A 21,976-nucleotide genomic window follows, 5' to 3' on the forward strand; every position below is an offset into this window, starting at 1 on the left:
GAATGCTGACGACTCTTCTTTCCATACTGACTAACCGCATTCTGTGGAGCTTCCTCGGCGTCACGGCGCTGGCGGCGGTGATCTGGATGATTGGACCTCTGCTGTCCATCGTGGACACCCGACCGCTTGAATCTGAACAGAACCGCATCATCAGCATCGCCGTGGTCTACCTGCTCTGGGCGCAGGGCCACATTCTGCCGCGCCTGTACAACGCCTGGCTGAACCGCAAGCTGATGGACAAGCTCAAAGAGAACACCGCCAGCCCGGAAGCGGCGGATCCGCAGAAGCGACTGAACAACGAGGAGCAGATCCTCGCCAGCCGTTTTGATGAAGCCGCGCAGATGCTGAAAAAAGCGCACTTCAGCAAGGCGGGACAGGGCACCCAGTGGACGCAGCGCTTCAGCACGCAGTACCTCTACCAGCTGCCGTGGTACGTCATTATCGGCGCGCCGGGGTCCGGTAAAACCACGGCGCTGGTCAACTCCGGGCTGCAGTTCCCGCTGGCCGATCGTTTCGGTAAAACCGCCCTGCGGGGCATTGGCGGCACGCGTAACTGCGACTGGTGGTTCACCAACGAGGCCGTGCTGCTGGACACCGCGGGTCGCTATACCACCCAGGAGAGCGAGCAGGTGCAGGACGCCGGGGAATGGCTGCAGTTTATGGGGTTACTGCGTAAGTATCGCCGCCGCCAGCCGATCAACGGCGTGATCGTCACCATCAGCATTTCCGATCTGCTCACCCAGTCAGCCGAGGCGTCACGCCAGCAGGCGGTGAATCTGCGCCAGCGTCTGTCCGAGCTGCATGAACAGCTGGGTATCCGCTTCCCGGTCTACGTGATGGTGACCAAGGCCGACCTGCTTAAAGGCTTCCGCGCCTGGTTTGCCGACTACGACAAAGCGCAGCGCGACCAGATCTGGGGCTTTACGCTGCCGTGGGAACAAACCAAACACGCCGATTACGACCTGATGGGCAACTTCCAGCAGGAGTTTTCTCTGCTGCAGCAGCGCCTCGACGCCGGGCTGCCGGAAACTATGCTCAAAGAGCATGACGCGAAAACCCGCGCAGAAGCGTATCTCTTCCCGCAGGAGTTCGCCGCGCTGCGTCCGCTGCTGGCGGACTACCTGAGCACGGTCTTCGCCCGCTCGAACTTCGAAACCGAGTTCTCCCCGCGCGGGATCTACTTCGCCAGCGGGACTCAGGAAGGCATGCCATTCGACCGGGTGATGGGCGAACTGAACCGCGCCCTGTCGCTGCCGGAAGGGGGCGAGGCGGATAACTGGGATTCGGTCAGCAAAGAAGCGCCAATCCCGGGCGCAAAAGGTCAGAGTTTCTTCATCAAGAACCTGCTGCAAAACGTCATCTTCCAGGAAGCCGGGATCGCCGGGGAAAACCGCTGGTGGGAGCTGCGCAACCGGGCGGTGATCTGGTCCGGCTATGCGGCGCTGCTGGCGCTGCTCGCGATTCTGGGCGGACTGTGGCTCACCAGCTATGCCAAAAACAAGGCCTACCTGGAAGAGGTTGATGCGAAGGTGCCTCTGCTTGACCAGCAGAGCAAAGCCTTACAGAACCAGACTCAGCGTGACCTGTTCGAACTGCTGCCGCTGCTGAATAGCCTGGTGGATCTGCCGAAAAGCGACGCGTTTGATGTGAACGATCCGCCGCTCTCCCGCCGTATGGGACTCTATCGCGGGGATGACGTCAGCGACGCCTCCCAGTCCCTGTATCAGAAAGCGCTGGATCAGATGCTGCTCCCTGCCGTCGCCATGCACATCACCACCTGGCTTCGCAACGACAACGGCAGCGATGTGGAATACAGCTATGAAGCGCTGAAAGCCTATCAGATGCTGTATCAGCCGAAACACTATGACGGCAAATTCCTGCATTCATGGGTGATGCTCAACCTGCAGCGTAACCTGCCGCAGAACGTCACAAAAGCGCAGCTGCAGCAGCTTGAATGGCACCTGACGCAGCTGCTGGAGCCGAAAATTCAGGCCTCGCCGTACGCGCAGGACGAATCCCTGGTCGCGCGCGAAAGAGCGATGATCGGCCAGCAGCCGCTTTCAACGCGCGTGTACGGCCGCCTCAAGCGCCTGCTGGAACATGATGACAACCTCAAGCCGGTCTCCCTTTCCGACCTGGGCGGACCGCAGAGCGAGCTGGTGTTTTCTCGTAAAAGCGGCAAGCCGGTGAGCGAAGGCGTGCCGGGTCTCTTTACGCCGGACGGCTACTGGAAAAGCTTTAACGCCCAGATTGACAGCGTCACCACCGCCCTGCACGAGGACGACGCCTGGGTGCTGGGGGCCGCGACGGCTCAGGAGGATAAACAGCAGATCGATAACGCCGTGCGCCAGCTCTACATGCGCGACTTTATCGCCAACTGGGATCGCTTCCTCGCCGACATTCAGCTCAATAACAGCGCCGACCTTTCCCAGCGCATCAACACCGCGCGCCTGCTCTCCGGCGCCAACTCGCCGCTGCGCCGTCTGGTGCAGAACCTGAGCCAGGTTCTGACGCTGTCACGCAACGCACCAGCGCCAGAAGATGCGGGTAAAGCGCAGGATCAAAGCAACCGCGCCACCCGTACGCTGGAAGCCCTGTTCAGCAACAATGACGCTGCGCCGACCCAGGCCGCCGTTGTTACGCAGGCACCGGAACAGCTGGTGACCGACCACTACGCGCCGATGATTGAGCTGGCGCAGCCGCTGGAGAAGGGCGGGAAGACCATCGTGTTTGACGATTTTCTCAAGCAGGTGGATGAACTCTATCGCTACCTGACCGCCGTGCAGGATGCGGCCAACAGCGGCATGCCTGCGCCGGGCGGGGAGGCGATCAGCCGCCTGCAGGCCAGCGCCGGTCGTCTGCCGGGCGGGCTGCAAACCATGTTCAGCAATATGGCGGTGGGTGCCAGCAGCGATACCCAGCGCCGCGACCTCGAGAACGTACGTAAGCGGATTAACGTTGAGGTGGGCGGGTTCTGCCGCCAGGCAATTGCCGGTCGCTACCCGCTGGTGCGCAGCGCCAGCACCGAGGTCACCCCTGACGATCTCGCGCGCATGTTTGCGCCGGGAACCGGGCTTATGGACGCCTTCTTCCGCGACAATCTGACCAATAAGGTGGATACCACGCAGGCCAACTGGCGCTTTATGCCGGGCATTGACGGGAAAACGCTGCCGGGAAGTGAAGGGCTACTGAGGCCGTTCCAGCAGGCCCAGTCGATTCGCGACGCCTTCTTTGCTAACGGCGCAACCACGCCGTCTTTCAAGGTGACGGTTCGCACCGTGCGAATGGATAACACCATTCTGAACCTGACCCTGGACGTTGACGGTCAGCTGCTGCGATACAGCCACGGCCCGCAGGCCGTGCAGATCATGAACTGGCCGGGGCCGGGCGGCACCAACCAGGTCCGCATGCAGTTGGGGCTGGCGAACGGCAGCACGGCGACGCTGGTCACCAACGGCGCCTGGGCGCTCAACCGCTTCTTCGATAAAGCGAGCACCAGTCCGGGCGCGGGCAGCCTCAGCCGTCAGGCCACCTTCAGCGTCGACGGACATCAGGTCACGCTGGAGTTTGCGCCGAACAGCATTCGTAACCCGTTCCAGCTTCCTCGTTTCTCATGCCCATAACCGCAAGGACAGCCGTATGACGAATACCCCTGCGATGAACCGCTACAGCTGGTATGGCAAGTTACCCAGCGCCGGAGATTTTTTGCAGCGTCGCTTTCCGGACACTCTACAGCGCCAGTGGTCGCACTGGTTCCAGGTCGGTCTGCTGGCCTGGCAGCAGGAAGAGCAGCGCAGCGGCGAGCGCCCGTTCCAGAAAGCGCCAGTCTGGAATTTTGTGGTACCGCCCATGCTGGGCAGCCAGATGATCCAGATGGGCTGTCTGCTGCCCGGCCGCGACAGCGTTGGCCGACAATACCCGGTTTGCCTTCAGCTGAGCTTCGCGCCGTCCGAATGGTCGACCAGCCTGCTCAGCCAGGCCGAAAGCTGGTACCAGCAGGTTGGGCGCCTGGGGCTGCACGCGGTGCGCAACAGTTTTTCCGCCTCGCAGCTGGATGAGATGCTGATGACCATTCCGGCGCCGCAGCCCGTCGAGCCGCAAAAGCGTTCCGACATCCTGGATGTGATTGGCTATGACGAGGACGGCCAGAGCACGCTGGGCTGGCCGCAGGCGGCCGAGTGTTTTGATCCGCTGCGTCAGACCAGCTACTGGTGGACCAACCGCTGCGACGGTTACCCGCTGTACACCCACGTGCACAGCGGTAACTTTACCGGGCAGCTTTTCACCCTGCTGTTCGACCCGGCAGGGGGCGCCCGTCCGGGCCGCCACGGTCTCTATCCGCCTATGTTTGAATAAGCAGGGATCTCATGAATATCGAAGAATTTCTCGCGCCAATAAGCTCTGAAAAGCCCTGCGGCGAAAACCTGGAGTACGACGCCGACTTCCAGATCATGAATCAGGCAAGTCTTGGGAAAGCAGAGCAGCAGTTTGGCGACACCATTATCCCGGCAGAGCCGGCTGACTGGAACACGGTCGAAAAATATGCCACCAGCCTGCTGACCCGCACCAAAGATCTTCGCGTCCTGCTGGCGTTAACCCATGCCTGGACGCGTCGTCGCGGTCTGGCGGGCTACGCGGACGGATTATTGCTGGTGCAGGAGGCGATCGCCCGTTACTGGCAGACGCTCTATCCGCTGCTGGAAGAGTATGGCGAAACCGATCCGTTCTACCGCATTAACGCCCTGGCAGGGCTGAGCGATAAGTCTGACCTCACCATCGCCGTGCGAAACGCCTCGCTTCTGCGTTCAAACGGCGATGAAATTTCGCTCCGGGATGCCCAGGCGCTGCTGGACGGCAGTAAAACGGAGTGTCCCGACTATCCCGGCGGTCGTCCACGGCTGATTGATGAGCTTTCCCGCGGCGACCAGCCGGGGACCGCAGCGGTTATCGTCATTAACGAACGGCTGCTGGCGATTCGAGAGCTGCTCACCGGGCATCTCGGTGAGAGCGGCGTGCCCGAGATGGAGCAGCTGCTTAAAACCGTGGGGCTGGTTGCCAGCGCGTGTCAGGTAACCGATATCAGCAAGCTCCTGCCGAACCGTGAGGCGCAGGCGGAACCCCAGGCTGAACAGCAATCGGGGGCAACGCAGCCCGCTCAGCCGGTCACCGACTGGCGAAGCGTGCAGATCACCAGCCGTGCCGACGCGCAGCTGATGCTGGAAAAAGCGAAGCAGTATTTTGCGCAGTACGAACCGAGCCACCCCGCACCGCTGATGATTGAACGGGTGCAGCGGCTGTCAGAACTTAACTTTATGGACATTATTCGCGACCTGGCGCCAGACGGCGTTAACCAACTTGAAAACATCTTTGGGCGCCGCGAATAACGCGTCCAGGCATTATGACGACAGGCATGGAGCCTGCCGTTTCACCTTCACCGCGCATCTTTGATGGAGAACATCATGGCAATGAGTAACAGTGGGCAGAAATTCATCGCACGTAACCGTGCCCCCCGCGTGCAGATCGAGTACGACGTAGAGATCTACGGTGCAGAACGTAAAATTCAGCTGCCGTTTGTGATGGGCGTCATGGCCGATCTGGTCGGCAAACCGGTGGAAAACCTGCCGGCCGTTGACGAGCGTAAATTCCTCGAAATCGACATCGACAACTTTGACGAACGCATGAAGGCGCTGAAGCCGCGCGTGGCGTTCCAGGTGGATAACACCCTGACCGGCGAAGGTAAGCTCAACGTGGATCTGACCTTCGACAGCATGGACGACTTCCTGCCGGACGCGGTGGCCCGCAAGGTTGAGCCGCTGAACAAGCTGCTGGAGGCGCGTACCCAGCTCTCTAACCTGCTGACCTATATGGACGGTAAAAACGGAGCGGAAGAGCTGATCGCAAAAATTCTGCAGGATCCGACGCTGCTCAAATCCCTGAGCCAGTTGCCGAAAAATGACGAAAGCGCGAAAGGTAGCGAGGAATAATCGATGAGCAACCAGACTCAACAACACGAGCAGCAGGCGGGTCAGGCGTTCAGCCAGGATGAATTCAGCGCGCTGCTGAATAAAGAGTTCCGCCCGAAAACCGATCAGGCCCGCTCCGCCGTAGAAAGCGCGGTCAAAACCCTGGCGCAGCAGGCGCTGGAAAATACCGTCACCTTCTCGAACGATACCTACCGTACCATTCAGAACCTGATTGCGGGTATCGACGAGCAGCTGTCGCAGCAGGTAAACCAGATCATTCACCACGAAGAGTTTCAGAAGCTGGAGAGCGCCTGGCGCGGTCTGAGCTACCTGGTGAACAACACCGAAACTGACGAGATGCTGAAGATCCGCTTTATGAGCATCTCCAAGCAGGAGCTGGGCCGTACCCTGAAGCGCTACAAGGGCGTGGGCTGGGATCAGAGCCCGATCTTCAAAAAAATCTACGAGCAGGAGTACGGTCAGTTCGGCGGCGAGCCGTTTGGCTGCATCGTGGGCGACTACTACTTCGACCACAGCCCGCAGGACGTTGAGCTGCTGGGCGAAATGGCGCGCATCGGTTCTGCGGCGCACTGTCCGTTCATTACCGGTACCGCACCGGGCGTGATGCAGATGGAATCCTGGCAGGAGCTGGCCAACCCGCGCGACCTGACCAAGATCTTCCAGAACACCGAATACGCGGCCTGGCGTTCGCTGCGTGAATCCGAAGATGCCCGCTATCTGGGCCTGGTGATGCCGCGCTTCCTGTCGCGCCTGCCGTACGGCATTCGCACCAACCCGGTCGACAGCTTTGACTTTGAAGAGCAGACCGACGGCGCGAACCACAACAGCTACTCCTGGGCGAACGCCGCGTACGCGATGGCCGCCAACATCAACCGCTCCTTCAAAGAGTACGGCTGGTGCACCTCGATTCGCGGCGTGGAGTCCGGCGGGGCGGTGGAAAACCTGCCGTGCCACACCTTCCCGAGCGATGACGGCGGCGTGGACATGAAGTGCCCGACCGAGATCGCCATCAGCGATCGTCGTGAAGCCGAGCTGGCGAAAAACGGCTTTATGCCGCTGGTTCACCGCAAAAACTCCGACTTTGCCGCCTTCATTGGCGCGCAGTCGCTGCAAAAACCGGCGGAGTACCACGATCCGGATGCGACCGCCAACGCGCGTCTGGCATCGCGCCTGCCGTACCTGTTCGCCTGCTGCCGCTTTGCCCACTACCTGAAGTGCATCGTGCGCGACAAAATCGGCTCCTTCCGCGAGCGCGAAGAGATGGAACGCTGGCTGAACGACTGGGTGATGAACTACGTCGACGGTGACCCGGCGAACTCCTCTCAGGAGACCAAGTCCCGCAAACCGCTGGCCGCTGCGGAAGTGCAGGTGCAGGAGATTGAAGACAACCCGGGCTACTACGCCGCGAAGTTCTTCCTGCGTCCGCACTACCAGCTGGAAGGTCTGACCGTTTCCCTGCGTCTGGTTTCTAAGCTGCCGTCGCTGAAGACGAAAGACGCGTAAGAGCAACGTGCGTTTTGTGAGTTTCGCCCGGCGGCGCTACGCTTGCACGGGCCTACAATGAAACGTGCAACCTATTGATATTGTTGCTTGATGTAGGCCGGGTAAGCACAGCGTCACCCGACAAGAAAGACGGCTAAATTGTTAATGCCGTCCTTAACAGGTTTCAGAATAACGCACGGTAATAATGACTTCACATTCATTCCGTTATTGCGGGGGAATGTAAGACTGTCAAATGACACGGGTCATTTGATGTGAGGCAGAGGTAAAATATGGACGGTTTTATTCAGCCCCATGCTTTCCTGTTTGCCATATAAGTGCTTTTTCGAAAGCAATATTGTTCATCCACGAAGAGTAGATATTATGGCTATTGATATGTTTCTGAAGGTCGAGGGTGTTACGGGCGAATCAAAAGATTCTAACCACACCGGCTGGACTGATATTACCTCCTTCTCCTGGGGCGCTTCCCAGCCTGGTAATATGAGCGTTGGCGGTGGCGGCGGTGCCGGTAAAGTTAACTTTAACGATCTGCACGTTAACGCCTTGATCGACAAATCCACCACCGCTATCCTGAAACACTGCGCCAGCGGTAAACACCTGACCAAAGTTGAGCTGTCCGTCTGTAAAGCCGGTGGCCAGCAGGTGGAATACTCCCGCATCACCCTGGAAGATGTGCTGGTCACCTCTGTTCAGTACACCGGTGCAGACAACGGCGATACCGTTGGTGTGACCTACGCATTCCAGGCAGCGAAAGTGAAACAGCAGTACTGGGAGCAGACCACTTCTGGTGGTAAAGGTGCTGAAAGCAGCGCTGGCTGGAACATCAAAGAGAACAAAGAAGCGTAATTGCTTATGTGGCCGGGGAGTTTTCCCCGGTCATTATGAATGGTTAACTATCCGGTGTGTATTAAACAGAATAGGTAAGTTTTCAAACGTTGCCGTTTTTAAGAAAGTGTCTACGTTTGGATACTCGTCAAACTCCATTTCATCTGAATGTGAGTGCTTATTTGTTAAGAGCAAAGGGAATGAATATGGCTAGTCAATTATTAGTTAATCCTGGTTATTGCATTGTTCAGCAACCCGGAACCCTGGATTTCCAGGCAAGGCTCTTATTCAACAATCCAAACAGCGATGCTGCTCGTTATTTCATGCAGGTTAATAGCGATGCACAGTGGTCAAAACCTGGGCAGATGTTGATTCTTGATGCACCGGGAAGTAATAATTCTGTGCAGCTTAAGCAATTACAGCTCGCTAAAAAGAAAGTCAACGGTGCTCTGGCCGATCTTAACTCTGGTGAAGCGAATTTCTTTAATCAACATTTTAGTACCATAGCTGCAGTCACTAATTTTATGGATAAGTCCCTTGGTGTCGTTGCGGATGCAGGTGAAAAATATTTTAGTGAAATAGAAAAAAAACTTAAATCCATTGAATTGGCTTACCAGAATCAGTACAGAGCACAAGGGACATTGATAAGCCAACAGTTTTTTGTTGAGCGTCAGCGCCTCTTTTCTGAGTTGGATGGTTTATTAAACAAATTGTCCCGACTGACCTTAAAGATGAAACCCTATAACGAATTGAAGCATGCATTAGGCTTGTCAAGCAGATCCATTGTACATGAATGGAGTACAGCCGGGGTCGCCTCTATTCGTGGTTATTCAACTTATATCGATAATGCCTCTAAGGCCGCTCGTTTTCTTAAAGCGGGAGGGTGGCTTGCAATAGGTTTTGCAGGTGCAAATACCACTAATGAAGTTTACAATGCCTGCACCGCGGGACGAGAGCAGAGTTGCTCTAAAGTTGCTGTGAAAAAATACAGCAGCTTTGGTGCAAGCCTGGCAGGGGGTATTTACGGTGGTAAATACGGAGCAATGGCAGGTGCTGGTGTATGCGTTGCGCTTGGTGTTGCGACGGGGGGCGTAGGACTGCTCGCCTGCTCCATTGTTGGGGCTGCTGCAGGTGGATACGTTGGTGGCGAGATAGCGGGCGGAGCAACTGAGTATATGATGGATAAAATATGGTGAATATAGAGAATTTATCATTATTTCTTATCGTGGTTTTATTGCTGGTTGTTGTAGTTATGGATCTGTTCAGTTCTCGTTATTTCAAAAAACACGAGGCTGATTATAATCAGTTACTTTCAGACTATCGGCGCAAGGGATATGATCTGGATCTTGTAACCGACTATGCTTCTTTTTTTGGTTCACTGGCCAATTATCAAAAAATAATCTGGTTTGTTCGCCTTTATAAAGGCGTTAAAATGAAATTCACGCGTGAAAGGCTTGTTCAGGAAGATGCTTATAAATATGTACAGTCGTTACCTGAAGAAAGAATTGGTTGGATGCTAAAGTTACATCGCCGTTATAAGTTGCAGGCGTTAATATTCACTCTATGGCTCATTGTTGGATTATATTTTATTACCTTCATTAAATAGTTTTTGATATTCAATTTCTCAAACGCCGCCGTTCTCGCCTCGAGAGCGGCAGCGTTTGAGCGCTAATCATACCAGCAGGAATACGCCATGCGATTCACGATTATTTCTACGAAACCCGGTCATCAGCCGCCGCAAAGCAGCTGTGATTTTTACGCCCCGGGCGGCACCATTGGGCGCGGTACGGATAACAATCTGGTGTTGCCGGACAATGACCGCACCATCTCTCGTCTGCAGGCCATTGTTCACGTTGACGCTCAGGGCGAATGCCGCGTGACCAACCGTGGCAGCGTCACCCGCGTGGTATTAAATGACATTCCGCTGGAGCGAGGACGTCAGGTTGAACTGCAGGATGGCGACATTCTCGGTATTGATGACTACCGCATCGAAGTGACCGAACTGATCCACGACACGCAGCCCGTGAGCCGCATGGCGGCCAGCCTGCACCAGCAGGCGCGTCCGACGGTCGCCCCTGCGCCTGCGCAGCAGCCGAAACCGGCGAGCGCCGCACCCCGCGGGAAAACCGAGCCGACCGCCGTGCCAACGGAGATCTGGGATAGCCTGATGCAGGAGTTCTCCATCTCCGACAGCATCTCCAGCAACCGTACAAAACCGCAGCCTGCGGCATCGCACGATCCGTTCTCCCAGCCTGCGGCGCCGGAGCGTAACGCCGAAGATCCGCTGGCGATGTTCAACGACAGCGATCCGACGCTCGAGCGTAAGCATGTCGATCCGGACACGCTGTTCAGCGACGAAGCGCTGTTCAAAAAAGAGAGTATTTTTGACGACGTCACCCCGTCAACGCTGGTGCCGCCGGGCGAGATGAACCCCGTTAAGCCTGAAGAAGAGGCAACGGATGAGCTCGATCCGCTGGCCCTGTTCGGCGGCAAGGCCAGCGCGCCAGCCGCGCGCAATGACGACCCGCTCGGGCTGATGGGCGGCGCGCCGTTAACCCATCCGGATGACATTATTGACGAAAAGCCTGCCCAAGTGACGGAACCTGAGCAGGAAGAGGACGCGCTGGCCGATTCTCCGCTGTTCGCCCCTGAGCCGCAGGAAGAACCGCGTGCTGAAGAGGAACCCGCGCGACCGGATTACGCAGGCTTCACCATGCCAACGCCACAGGCCGTTGCGCGCAGCAGCGCTCAGGCGCCGAAGGGGCGCCTGCGCATCGACCCGGTCAATAACGCCGCCTCGCCAACCGCCACGGCAAACAGCGGTGAGAAGGGCGAAGTGCTGCAGGGCGAGCTGCTGGAAGCGCTGCTGGAGGGGATGGGGCTCAGCGAAATGCAGCCCGTTCCGCAGTTTGACCGTGAAAATATGCGTCAGCTGGGGCAGATCCTCGGTATGTTCTCTCAGGGGACCGTGGCGCTGCTCTCCTCGCGCTCTATCCTCAAGCGCGGCGTGAAAGCCGACATGACCATGGTGCTGGACGATGCCAACAACCCGTTCAAGCTGTTGCCAACCGGCAAAACCGTCCTGATCCAAATGTTTGGCACCCCGATGCCGGGCTTTATGCCGCCAACCAAATCCGTGCGCGACGCGCTGATCGATCTGCAGGCGCACCAGCTGGGTATGATCTCCGGCATCCGCGCCATTATTGCCGCGATGCTGCAGTCCTTTAACCCGGAGCAGCTGGAAGAGCAGGCGAAGCAGAACGGTATGACCTCGCGTCTGGCGCTGCCGGGCAGCCGCAAAGCCGCCCTGTGGGACTATTTTGTTCGCAGCTATGGCGAGACGGCGGGCGAGATTGAGGACGACTTCCATACCCTGTTCGGCGAGGCCTTCCTTCATGCGTATGACATGGAGGTGAATCAGTACAAAGACTCACAGAGCGGATCGGAAGACAAATGAATATCGCAACGGCTTCTCTCTCCCGCCAGGGGACGCGCGCCAGCAACCAGGATCAGACGGGAGAAACCATAGGGGAACGTTCAGCCTGCTTCGTCGTCTGCGACGGCATCGCGGGCCTGCCGGGCGGTGAGGTGGCTGCAGAGCTGGCCCGCAACAGCATTATCTCCCGCTTCGATGGCGACAAACATCTTAATGCGCAGCACATCCGCGACTACGTGCAGACGGCGAATCGCACTATTCTCAGCGAACAGCAGGCCGTTCAGGACTATCGCCGGATGGGCACGACGCTGGTCAGCCTGTTCATTGACCGTGATTACGGGCTGGCCTACTGGGCGCATGCCGGTGACAGCCGCCTGTACCTGTTCCGCCGCGGATGGCTGTGGCATGTGACCACCGACCACAGCCTGGTGCAGCAGATGAAAGATGCCGGACACCAGACCGACAACCTGAACAGCAATCTGCTCTATCTGGCGCTCGGGATTGAAAACGGCGGGCCGGAAGCGAGCTACAGCGACGTGGTGCAGGTTGAAGACGGCGATGCATTCTTACTCTGCACCGACGGGTTCTGGCACGGCGTCAGCGAAGAGCAAATGAAGCAGTCGCTGCATATGGTCAATACGCCGCAGGAGTGGCTGACCTTAATGAACCAAATCATTCAAAAGAATGGCGAACAGGAGGGGAATGCTCAGGATAACTATACCGCCCTGGCTGTATGGATGGGCAACCCTCAGGACACCACTTTGCTGCACACCCTCTCTGACGCAGCACAATTTCTTCCCTGCGGAACTGATTAGACACACAAGGAACGATATGAAACTTTGGCTATCGGGTTTGGCACTTCTGGCGGCGACCTCCACCGCACAGGCTGAAAATTTCCGCATCGTGCAGTCTCCTGCGCAGAAGCTGGATATCTGGATCGACAACATCAAAGACAACACGCCGCAGAGCTGGTGTAAGCCTGAGGTGGCGCTGCGCATTGTGGCAAACGGCAAGAAAGACGTCTCCGTGCTGGAGAACTTTGTGCCGCGTCTTGGCTCACTGCTGGAACACCAGTGCAGCAAAGTGAATAAACTCAGCTGGACGCTCAACGATCCGGCGGGTACTACGCTGGCGCAGGGCACGGCCGGCAAAGCGCAGGACTGGGCGCTGGTGGTGAAACAGGAGCAGGCCGCGCCTGCCGCGACCGTCGCCGCAACCCCAGCCAGCGGCGCGTTACTGCCGCCAGATCAGAACGTGGCTTCCCGCACCGTTGCCGCCGACCGTACGCCGTGGCAGGAGTTTACGCTTCAGGACGGCTGCCACCTGCGCACCTTCTGGGAAGGGGGCGCTTCTGCACCGGCGCTCTTTATTCCGGATTCTGACACCACCCGCTGCGGCAACGGCAGCTGGCTGAGCGGACACACCGTTGTGTCGCAGTCCCGCAACGGCGGACAGAAAGAGATGGCGGTGACTTACATCCACGGCTTCCCGGTGACCGGACTGAATCAAAGCGCCGACCCTGAAAACGCGCTGATCACCTCCGTCAACAAAGAGCGCATGGTATTCAGCACCCCAGACAGCGACCAGAGCTGGATGATCCTGCCTTACGACAACGCCCTGAACAGCTGGAAGAGCAACGGCACCGTCGCGGTGGAGATCTCCCGTGAAACCGCCAGCGATGATGCAAAACTGCAGGCGCGTATCGCGGCGGTGAAAAAGACCTGGAGCGCCTGGGTGACACCCGGCACCCCGCTGAATATCGTTCTGATTGACACCCTGCGTCCTCAGCTGCGCGATCCGGCCGTCGGCGCATGGCGCGCGGCAAATTAAGGAATAGCGATGAATACGCTCTATCAACACCTGGCGGGTGAGTCGCTCAACGACGCGCTCGCGCGCCTTGAAGCAGAAATCAAAGCCCGTCCTGCGGATGCCGATCTCCGCGCCGCGTTCGTGCAGTTTTTAACCCTCAGCGGCAACTGGACGCGTGCTCTGACCCAGCTGAAAAGCTGGCTGGCGCTGAAGCCGCAGGCGAAGCCCACCGTCACGCTGCTGGAGCAGTCCATTCAGGGCGAGCTGCAGCGCGCGCAGGTGATGACGGGACAGGCGCGTCCGGCCATGCCTGAAACCCAGTGGCCGTGGCTTACCACCCTTGCCGCGGCGCTGAGCGAGGAGGGCGAGCGCGCGCAGGCGCTGCGTCTGGAGGCTCTCAAACAGGCGCAGGCCACTCCTGGCAACATTACTCTCGAAAACGAGGAGACGCAGGCCTTTGACTGGCTGATGGACGGCGATGCCCGTCTCGGCCCGGTGTGCGAAACCATCGTCAACGGCCGCTATTTCTGGCTGCCGTTTAACGCTATCGCGGAGATCCGTTTCCAGGCGCCTGCCAGCGTCACCGATCTGGTCTGGCGTCACGCGCTGGTGCGCCTGACCGACGGAACGGAACAGGTGTGTCAGATCCCGGCGCGTTATCCGTTTGCAGCAGATGCCTCTGATGCGGTCAAGCTGGGGCGCACCACCGACTGGCAGCCGCTCGACGAAGACGGCACCCTTTACGAAGGCACGGGTCAGAAAGCCTGGCTGAGCGAGCAAAGCGAAAGCCCGCTGCTGTCGCTAAGCCTCGTGACGTTTGCAACGGATGGAGCCGATGAGTAATCCCGCTGGCGAAGGCGATCTGCTGCGCAGCGGCTGGCAAGCCCGCAGCAAGCAGGAAAAGGTGGGGGCGCGCGACAAAATGCAGCCCTCGCTGCTCGATCGCCTCACCGATAACGATCCGGAAAAAAAGCGCGAGTCGGCCAACAGCAATCTGATCACCCACGCCGCCCTGCGCCGCAATGTCCTGCGGGATCTGCAGTGGCTGTTTAACACCATCAACCAGGATGCCTCCGGCGATCTGAGCGCGCTACCGCACGTCAGCCGCTCGGTGGTTAACTTCGGCGTCGCGCCGCTGGCCGGGAAAAGAATGTCGGACATCGAATGGCACGACATTCAGCGCAAGCTCACTGAAGCCATCATCAATTTTGAACCACGCATTTTGCCGCAGGGGCTGCAGGTTCGCTGCGTGTCGGATACCTCCTCGCTGGATCTGCACAACGTGCTCTCCATCGAGATCAAAGGGCGCTTATGGTGCGTGCCGTACCCGCTGGAGTTTCTGTTTCGTACCGATGTCGATCTGGAAAACGGCCATTTTGAACTGAAAGATGCGGGGTAATCGTGGAAAGTAAACTGCTCGAATACTATAACCGTGAGCTGGCCTACCTGCGCGAAATGGGGGCCGAGTTTGCCGAACGGTACCCTAAAGTCGCCGGACGGCTGGGCATGCGCGGCATCGAAGTGGCGGACCCGTATACCGAACGTCTGATGGAGGGCTTCGCCTTCCTGACCTCACGCGTGCAGATGAAAATGGACGCGGAGTTTCCGCGCTTTTCCCAGCGTCTGCTGGAGATGATTGCGCCTAACTATCTCGCGCCCACGCCGTCGATGACGATCGCGGAGATTCAGCCCGACAGCAGCCGGGGCGACCTGAGCAAGGGCTTCATTGTGCCGCGCGGTACCATGATGGACAGCCTGGCGCTGAAAAAAACCGGCGTGACCTGCAGCTATACCACGGCGCACGAGGTTAACCTGCTGCCGCTAAAAATTGACAAGGTCGAGCTGGGCGGCGTGCCCGCCGATCTGCCGCTCGCGCAGCTGGGGCTGAGCCAGCGGGGGATCGGCAGCGCCTTACGGATCCGCATCGCCTGCGACGGCCCACAGAATCTTGGCCATCTGGATTTCGACCGTCTGGAATTTTTCCTCGCCGGTCCGGATATTGAAGCGCTCAAGCTGCTGGAGCTGGTGATGGAGCACCACGCCGGGATCGTCTGCCAGACGGTCAGCCCGCAGCCGCAGCGACAGCTGCTGGCGTCGGATGCGCTGCGCCAGGAGGGCTTTGAGCCCGATCAGGCGCTGCTTCCGGACGATCTGCGCAACTTTGACGGCTATCGTCTGCTGCAGGAGTATTTCGCGTTTCCGGCCCGTTTCCGCTTCATTAGCCTGAGCGGTCTGAGCGAGCTTATCCAGCGCTGTGAAGACGAAAAAGCCTTCGATATCTTTATCCTGCTGGATAAGTCGGATGAACAACTGGAGCGCGTGGTCGATGCCAGCCATCTGGCGCTGCACTGTACGCCGGTCATCAACCTGTTCCCAAAGGTCGCGGCGCGTCAGAAGCTGAATGAAGGCCAGCATGAATACCATCTGGTGGTGGATAACATCCGTCCGCTGGATTATGAAATTTACGCGGTCAATAAAATCTATGGCAGCGCGGATGGTCAGCGCGATGACCAGACGTTTCGTCCGTTCTGGAGTACCTGGAGCGGCGATGCGGGCAACTACGGGGCCTATTTTTCCCTGCGTCGTGAACAGCGCGTGCTGTCCGAGCATGCCCTGCGCTACGGCACCCGTACCGGCTATATCGGCTCGGAGGTCTTCGTCTCGCTGGTGGATGAACAGCACGCCCCCTGGCAGGAAAACCTGCGCTATATTTCTGCCGAGGTGCTCTGCACCAGCCGCGACCTGCCGCTGATGCTGCAGCAGGAGCTCGGTCAATTCATTATGGCCGATTCCATGCCGGTGAAATCCCTCACCCTGCGTAAAGGCCCGACGCCGCCGCGTCCGGCGCTGGCTGAAGGGTTCAGCACCTGGCGGCTCATCAGCCAGCTGCAGATGAACTACCTCAGCCTGATGGACAGTGACAATGAGGAGGGGGCTGCCGCGCTGCGCCAGCTGTTAGGGCTGTACGCCAACCTGGCCGAAACGCCCGTGGCGCGTCAGGTGGAGGGGGTACGTAATTGCGTGCTGGAGCCGGTTCACCGCCGCGTGCCTGAACCCGGCCCGGTCGTGTTCGCCCGCGGGATCGGCATTACCCTGACGGTGGATGAGCGAGCCTTTTCGGGGGCCAGCCCGTGGCTCTTCGGCAGCGTGATGGAGCGTCTTTTTGCACGCCTGGTCTCCATCAACAGCTTTACTGAGTTCTCCCTGAAAAGCCAGCAGCGCGGCGAGATTGGCTACTGGGCGCCGCGCATGGGTAAAAGGGCGCTGATATGAGTGACGCCGCCACTGCACCGCTGCGCGTGCATCGCCTGACGAAGCTGCCGGATGCGTTCTGGCACGGAGTCCGCGAGACGCCCTGGCGCTACGATCTGTTTCAGCTCTTAAGGCGCATTGATGCCCAGGGCGGCGAGCGCTACCCGCTGGGCCGCGCGCCGCTGCCAAAATTTGAACCGCTGCGCATCGGCCAGCAGCCGTCGATGAGTTTTGCCCCGTCGACGCTGGCCCAGGTGCGTCAGCGGGAAGAGAGCGGGCTGCATGAGGTATCTATCCTCAGCTTCGGCCTGTTTGGCCCGAACGGCCCGCTGCCGGTCCACATGACCGAGTACGCCCGCGAGCGTATTTATCATCATCAGGACACCAGCCTGAGCGCGTTTGCCGATCTGTTCCATCATCGTCTGGCGCTGCTGTTTTACCGCGCCTGGGCGGATGCTCAGCCCACCGTCTCGCTGGACCGCGCCGATAACAAACGCTTTGAGGGCTACCTGGCGTCGCTGATTGGTATGGGCCAGCCGGGTCAGATAAACAAAGGCAGCCTGAGCTCGCACGCCCGCTTTACCCACGCCGGGCACCTGACCCGTCACGGGCGGGATCCGGAAGGGCTGGAGAAGATCCTGCGCAGCTATTTTAAGGCGCCGGTCAAGCTGGTCAGCAACGTGCCGCAGTGGATGCCGCTCACCACGCGCGAGCAGGCGCAGCTGGGTACAGGACGCCGCATGCCGCGCATGGGTGAATCCGCGTTTCTCGGCGTCGCCGTCCGCGACGTGCAGCATAAGTTTCGCATCGAGATTGGCCCGCTGAGCGCGGAGGAGTACAACCGCTTTCTCCCGGGTGAAGCGTGGGTCACCGAGCTGCGCGACTGGGTGCGTCAGTACGCCGGAGTGGAGTTTGAATGGGAAACGCGGGTGATCCTGCGCGAAGACGCGGTGCAGGGCGCCACGCTCGGCAGTCATGCGCGATTGGGCTATAACACCTGGCTGGGCCTTCAGCCGCAGCCTGCCCCGCGCGGCGATCTGGTGTATCGCGCAGAGCGGTAATCCTTCCGTATACCGAATCATTGTTAATGGAAACTAACATGTCAGAAATTAGCCGTGCCGTGCTTTTCGGCAAACTGGATACGTTGTTATTTACCTCTCTGGAAAGCGCGACTGCGTTCTGCAAGCTGCGCGGCAACCCCTATGTTGAGCTGGTGCACTGGCTGCATCAGCTGATGCAGCAGCAGGATGGCGATCTGCAGCAGGTCATCCGCCACTTTGCCCTTGATGAACAGCAGCTGACGCGCGATATCGTTGCCGCGCTGGATGTGCTTCCGCGCGGGGCGAGTTCCGTTTCCGATCTCTCCGAGCATATCGACAGCGCAGTGGAGCGCGCCTGGGTCTTCGGCTCGCTGAAGTTTGGCGTCAGCCGTATTCGCGGCGGCCATTTGCTGATCGGCATGCTCAAAACCTGGAATCTGGCCAACGTGCTGAAAAGCATTTCGGCGCAGTTCACCCGTCTTAACGTCGAGGTATTGATTGAGCAGTTCGATACCATCTGCGCCAACAGCAAAGAGACGCAGCAGGCCGCTGCCGCCGTCGATGCACCGGCGGGTGCGGTACCGGCAGCCCAGGGGACGCTGGCCCAGTACGGTCAGGACCTGACCGCCCGCGCCCGGGAAGGGAAGATTGACCCGGTTGTCGGACGCGACGAGGAGATCCGCCAGATGGTCGATATCCTGATGCGCCGTCGTCAGAACAATCCTCTGCTGACCGGGGAAGCCGGGGTCGGGAAAACGGCGGTAGTGGAAGGGCTGGCGCTGCGTATCGCCGACGGCGACGTGCCGGAGCCCCTGCAGAACATTCAGCTTTGGCTGCTGGATATCGGCATGCTGCAGGCAGGCGCAGGCATGAAAGGCGAGTTCGAGGCCCGTCTGCAGGCGCTCATTAATGAAGTCCAGTCCAGCGCCACGCCAATCATTCTGTTTATCGATGAGATCCACACCCTGATTGGCGCAGGCGGCCAGCAGGGGACCGGCGATGCGGCGAACCTGCTGAAGCCCGCCCTGGCGCGCGGTCAGCTGCGCACCATCGGCGCCACCACCTGGGCGGAATACAAAAAGTACATCGAGAAAGACCCGGCGCTGACCCGTCGTTTCCAGACGGTTCAGGTTCACGAGCCGGACGAAGCGAAAGCCATTCTGATGCTGCGCAGCACCGTGTCGCCGCTGGAGACGCACCACCAGGTGTTGCTGCTCGACGAAGCGGTCAGCGCGGCGGTGAAGCTGTCTCATCGCTACATTCCGGCGCGTCAGCTGCCGGACAAAGCCGTTGCGCTGCTCGACACCGCCTGCGCCCGCGTGGCGGTCAGCCAGAGCGCGCCGCCTGCGCAGCTTGAAGACTGCCTGCGCCATCTTGCCGCGCTGGACGTTGAGATTGAGATTGCTGAACGCGAAGCGCGCGTGGGGGCCGGTGACGCCGAGCGCGAAGCAACGTTACGCGCCGAACGCGACGCGTATGAAACAAAACGCGAAGCCCTGGCCGAGCGCTGGGAAGAAGAGCGCAGCCTGGTGCAGGAGATTATTCGCCTGCGCGCGGCGCTGTTCGCGGCGGGAGATGAAGACACCGCTGAGCTGCGCGGCCAGCTGGCGGAACAGCAGCAGGCGCTGAACGCCTTACAGGGTGACGAGCCGCTGCTGTTTGCGGCGGTGGATGAAAACGTGGTTGCCGCGGTGGTCTCTGACTGGACCGGGATCCCGCTGGGCCGGATGGTGAAAAACGAGATCGATGCGGTACTCAACCTCGCCGACACGCTCAACCAGCGCGTTATTGGCCAGCGTCACGGTCTGGATCTCATTGCCCGCCGCGTGAAAACCTCGCGGGCGAAGCTGGACGATCCGAACAAACCGGTGGGCGTCTTTATGCTGTGCGGCCCGTCCGGCGTCGGTAAAACCGAAACCGCGCTGGCGCTCGCCGAATCCCTGTACGGCGGCGAGCAGAACGTTATCACCATCAATATGAGCGAGTTCCAGGAAGCGCACACGGTTTCCACCTTAAAAGGTGCGCCTCCGGGGTACGTAGGGTATGGTGAAGGCGGGGTACTAACCGAGGCCGTGCGCCGCCGCCCGTACAGCGTGGTGCTGCTGGACGAAATAGAAAAAGCGCACCCGGACGTCCACGAAATCTTCTTCCAGGTCTTTGATAAGGGCTGGATGGAGGATGGCGAGGGGCGCCACATTGATTTCCGTAACACCATCATTATTCTGACCTCCAATGTCGGTACCGACCTGATTAGCGCCATGTGCGCCGATCCGGAGCTGGTGCCGGAGCCTGAGGCGTTAAGCGGCGCCCTGCGCCAGCCGCTGCTGGAGGTATTCCCGCCGGCGCTGCTGGGCCGCCTGCTGGTGGTGCCGTACTACCCGCTCAGCGACGAGATGCTGGGGCAGATCGTTCGCCTGCAGCTCAAGCGCATTCAGCGCCGTCTGGAAGAGAATCACAGCATTATTTCTGAGTTTGACGACAGCGTGGTGGAACAGATTGTTCAGCGCTGTACCGAGGTGGAGTCCGGCGGCCGCATGGTGGATGCTATTCTGACCAACACCCTGCTGCCTCAGATGAGCCAGATCTTACTTACCGCCAGCCGCAGCGACGAGCAGTACCGACGTCTGCACGTCACCTGCGAGCAGGGCGAGTTTCACTGTCAGTTTGCCGCGTAATAATCATCAAGAGAACTGTAAAAGATGACGGATAATGATAACAATCGGACTGTCCCAAACGCGCTCCCGGTCGGGTACCGCTTCAACGAGTTTGAAATCAAAGAGGTGATCGGCGGCGGCGGTTTTGGCATCGTCTATCGCGCGTGGGATCACCAGCTCGAACGCACTATCGCTATCAAAGAATTTATGCCTTCTTCGCTCGCCGTACGCGGCGACGACATGACCCTGGTGCTGCGCAGCGAGCGCTTTGGCAAAGCGTTCTCCGCGGGCCTGAACAGCTTTATTCAGGAAGCGCGTCTGCTGGCGCGCTTTAACCACCCGAACCTGCTGCACGTTCTGCGTTTCTGGGTGCAAAACGACACGGCCTACATGGGGACGCTGTTTTACAGCGGCACGACGCTCTCACGCCTGCGTGAAGAAAAGCCGGAGCTGATCAACGAAGCCTGGATCCGCCGCACGCTGCCGATGCTGTTCGGTGCGATCAAGACCATCCACGACGAAGGCTACCTGCACCGCGATATCTCTCTGGATAACATCCAGATCCAGGATAACGGCCTGCCGGTGCTGCTCGATTTCGGCTCCGCGCGCCGCACGATTGGTAACCTCTCCGACGAAACGGAAACCATGCTGCGTCCGGGCTTTGCGCCGATTGAGCAGTACACCGACGACAACGAAAGCGAGCAGGGCCCGTGGACGGATATCTACGCCCTCGGCGCCGTGCTGCGTACCCTGATTGTGGGCTCTCCGCCGCCGGTCAGCGTGGTGCGTTCTATTCAGGATACCTGCAAACCGCTGGTGGAAATCATGCCGCAGGACTATTCCATTCCGCTGCTGCAGGCCATTGACCGCGCGCTGGCGCTGCACATGGAGGACCGTCCGCAGTCCATCGACGAGTTCGCCGCGCTGATTGAGATGCCGGTCGCCGGTATCAACGATGTGCTGACCGCGAAAAAGCCCGGCACGATGCTGGTTCCGGTGGAAGACGAAAAACCGGCGTCGCTGCTCGACTGGCGCCGCTACAGGATCCCGGGCATGGTAGCCGCAGGCGTGCTGGTCGGCGTTATCGCTGGCGCGATGCTGTTTAGCGGCGGCAAAGATGCGCCAGAGCAGGCTGCGCAGGCACCGGTAGAGACGCGTCCAACCGAAACCGCCGCGAACGCGCCAGACGTGAAGCCAGAAACGGCGAAGGTGAGCGAGCAGGCGACGGCACAGCAGACGCCACCGCCTGTCGAGAGCCCTGTTGCGTTGGTCTATATCCGCATCCTCGACGGCGAAACGTTGAAAGTGAACGGTGAGCCAAAAGCGCTGCGTCCAGGAACCAACGGCTATGCATCGCTCAAGCTGCCGGCCGGTAAGGCGAAGATTGAGCTTCAGGGCAACGGAAGAACGCGTGGTCAGACGCTGGATATCACCAAACCGGGCACCTGGCTGGTGAATCCGTAGAAATATAAACAG

17 protein-coding genes are annotated in these 21,976 nt (G+C 59.3%); all 17 read left to right on the forward strand.

Annotated features, from left to right (window positions below):
• Positions 1-2: 2 nt before the first annotated feature.
• Complete coding sequence (gene tssM / locus RVY89_RS05790; RefSeq protein ID WP_484827166.1) at positions 3-3,623, forward strand: type VI secretion system membrane subunit TssM; 3,621 nt, start codon at positions 3-5, stop codon at positions 3,621-3,623.
• Positions 3,624-3,639: 16 nt separating this feature from the next.
• The gene (tagF, locus tag RVY89_RS05795; RefSeq protein ID WP_484827167.1) at positions 3,640-4,356 is read left to right on the forward strand and encodes a type VI secretion system-associated protein TagF; all 717 of its coding nucleotides are present in this window, start codon (positions 3,640-3,642) and stop codon (positions 4,354-4,356) included.
• An 11-nt stretch (positions 4,357-4,367) separates the two neighbouring features.
• The gene (gene tssA / locus RVY89_RS05800) at positions 4,368-5,384 is read left to right on the forward strand and encodes a type VI secretion system protein TssA (RefSeq protein WP_484827168.1); all 1,017 of its coding nucleotides are present in this window, start codon (positions 4,368-4,370) and stop codon (positions 5,382-5,384) included.
• A 75-nt stretch (positions 5,385-5,459) separates the two neighbouring features.
• Positions 5,460-5,984 (forward strand): type VI secretion system contractile sheath small subunit, encoded by a 525-nt coding sequence (gene tssB / locus RVY89_RS05805; RefSeq protein ID WP_008502644.1) that lies wholly within the window; start codon positions 5,460-5,462, stop codon positions 5,982-5,984.
• Between the two features lie 3 nt (positions 5,985-5,987).
• Entirely contained in the window at positions 5,988-7,487 is a 1,500-nt protein-coding gene (gene tssC / locus RVY89_RS05810) for a type VI secretion system contractile sheath large subunit (RefSeq protein WP_021240385.1), read from the forward strand.
• 360 nt (positions 7,488-7,847) lie between these two features.
• Positions 7,848-8,330 carry an Hcp family type VI secretion system effector gene (locus RVY89_RS05815; RefSeq protein ID WP_008502640.1) on the forward strand — a complete coding sequence of 161 codons (483 nt, stop codon included), beginning with the start codon at positions 7,848-7,850 and terminating at the stop codon, positions 8,328-8,330.
• Between the two features lie 185 nt (positions 8,331-8,515).
• The gene (locus RVY89_RS05820; protein WP_484827169.1) at positions 8,516-9,505 is read left to right on the forward strand and encodes a hypothetical protein; all 990 of its coding nucleotides are present in this window, start codon (positions 8,516-8,518) and stop codon (positions 9,503-9,505) included.
• Positions 9,499-9,915 (forward strand): hypothetical protein, encoded by a 417-nt coding sequence (locus tag RVY89_RS05825; RefSeq protein ID WP_484827170.1) that lies wholly within the window; start codon positions 9,499-9,501, stop codon positions 9,913-9,915. Before RVY89_RS05820 ends, RVY89_RS05825 begins: the two co-directional genes overlap by 7 nt.
• A gap of 87 nt (positions 9,916-10,002) precedes the next feature.
• Complete coding sequence (gene tagH, locus RVY89_RS05830; protein WP_484827171.1) at positions 10,003-11,766, forward strand: type VI secretion system-associated FHA domain protein TagH; 1,764 nt, start codon at positions 10,003-10,005, stop codon at positions 11,764-11,766.
• Positions 11,763-12,560 carry a PP2C family protein-serine/threonine phosphatase gene (locus RVY89_RS05835; protein ID WP_014884226.1) on the forward strand — a complete coding sequence of 266 codons (798 nt, stop codon included), beginning with the start codon at positions 11,763-11,765 and terminating at the stop codon, positions 12,558-12,560. The genes tagH and RVY89_RS05835 overlap by 4 nt, the downstream gene beginning before the upstream one ends.
• Before the next feature lie 16 nt (positions 12,561-12,576).
• Positions 12,577-13,575 (forward strand): hypothetical protein, encoded by a 999-nt coding sequence (locus RVY89_RS05840; RefSeq protein WP_484827172.1) that lies wholly within the window; start codon positions 12,577-12,579, stop codon positions 13,573-13,575.
• Positions 13,576-13,584: 9 nt separating this feature from the next.
• Positions 13,585-14,397: a type VI secretion system accessory protein TagJ gene (locus RVY89_RS05845; protein ID WP_484827173.1), complete on the forward strand. Its 813-nt coding sequence runs from the start codon at positions 13,585-13,587 to the stop codon at positions 14,395-14,397.
• The gene (tssE, locus tag RVY89_RS05850) at positions 14,390-14,953 is read left to right on the forward strand and encodes a type VI secretion system baseplate subunit TssE (RefSeq protein WP_484827174.1); all 564 of its coding nucleotides are present in this window, start codon (positions 14,390-14,392) and stop codon (positions 14,951-14,953) included. The genes RVY89_RS05845 and tssE overlap by 8 nt, the downstream gene beginning before the upstream one ends.
• A gap of 2 nt (positions 14,954-14,955) precedes the next feature.
• Positions 14,956-16,827: a type VI secretion system baseplate subunit TssF gene (gene tssF, locus RVY89_RS05855; RefSeq protein ID WP_484827175.1), complete on the forward strand. Its 1,872-nt coding sequence runs from the start codon at positions 14,956-14,958 to the stop codon at positions 16,825-16,827.
• Positions 16,824-17,867 carry a type VI secretion system baseplate subunit TssG gene (gene tssG / locus RVY89_RS05860; RefSeq protein WP_484827176.1) on the forward strand — a complete coding sequence of 348 codons (1,044 nt, stop codon included), beginning with the start codon at positions 16,824-16,826 and terminating at the stop codon, positions 17,865-17,867. The genes tssF and tssG overlap by 4 nt, the downstream gene beginning before the upstream one ends.
• A 38-nt stretch (positions 17,868-17,905) precedes the next feature.
• Positions 17,906-20,521, forward strand: a complete 2,616-nt coding sequence (gene tssH / locus RVY89_RS05865; RefSeq protein ID WP_484827177.1) for a type VI secretion system ATPase TssH — start codon at positions 17,906-17,908, stop codon at positions 20,519-20,521.
• A gap of 24 nt (positions 20,522-20,545) precedes the next feature.
• Positions 20,546-21,964, forward strand: coding sequence for a serine/threonine protein kinase (locus RVY89_RS05870; protein WP_484827179.1), 1,419 nt, complete (start codon positions 20,546-20,548; stop codon positions 21,962-21,964).
• Positions 21,965-21,976 lie beyond the last annotated feature (12 nt).

The organism is Enterobacter sp. 3U4, assembly GCF_057224565.1.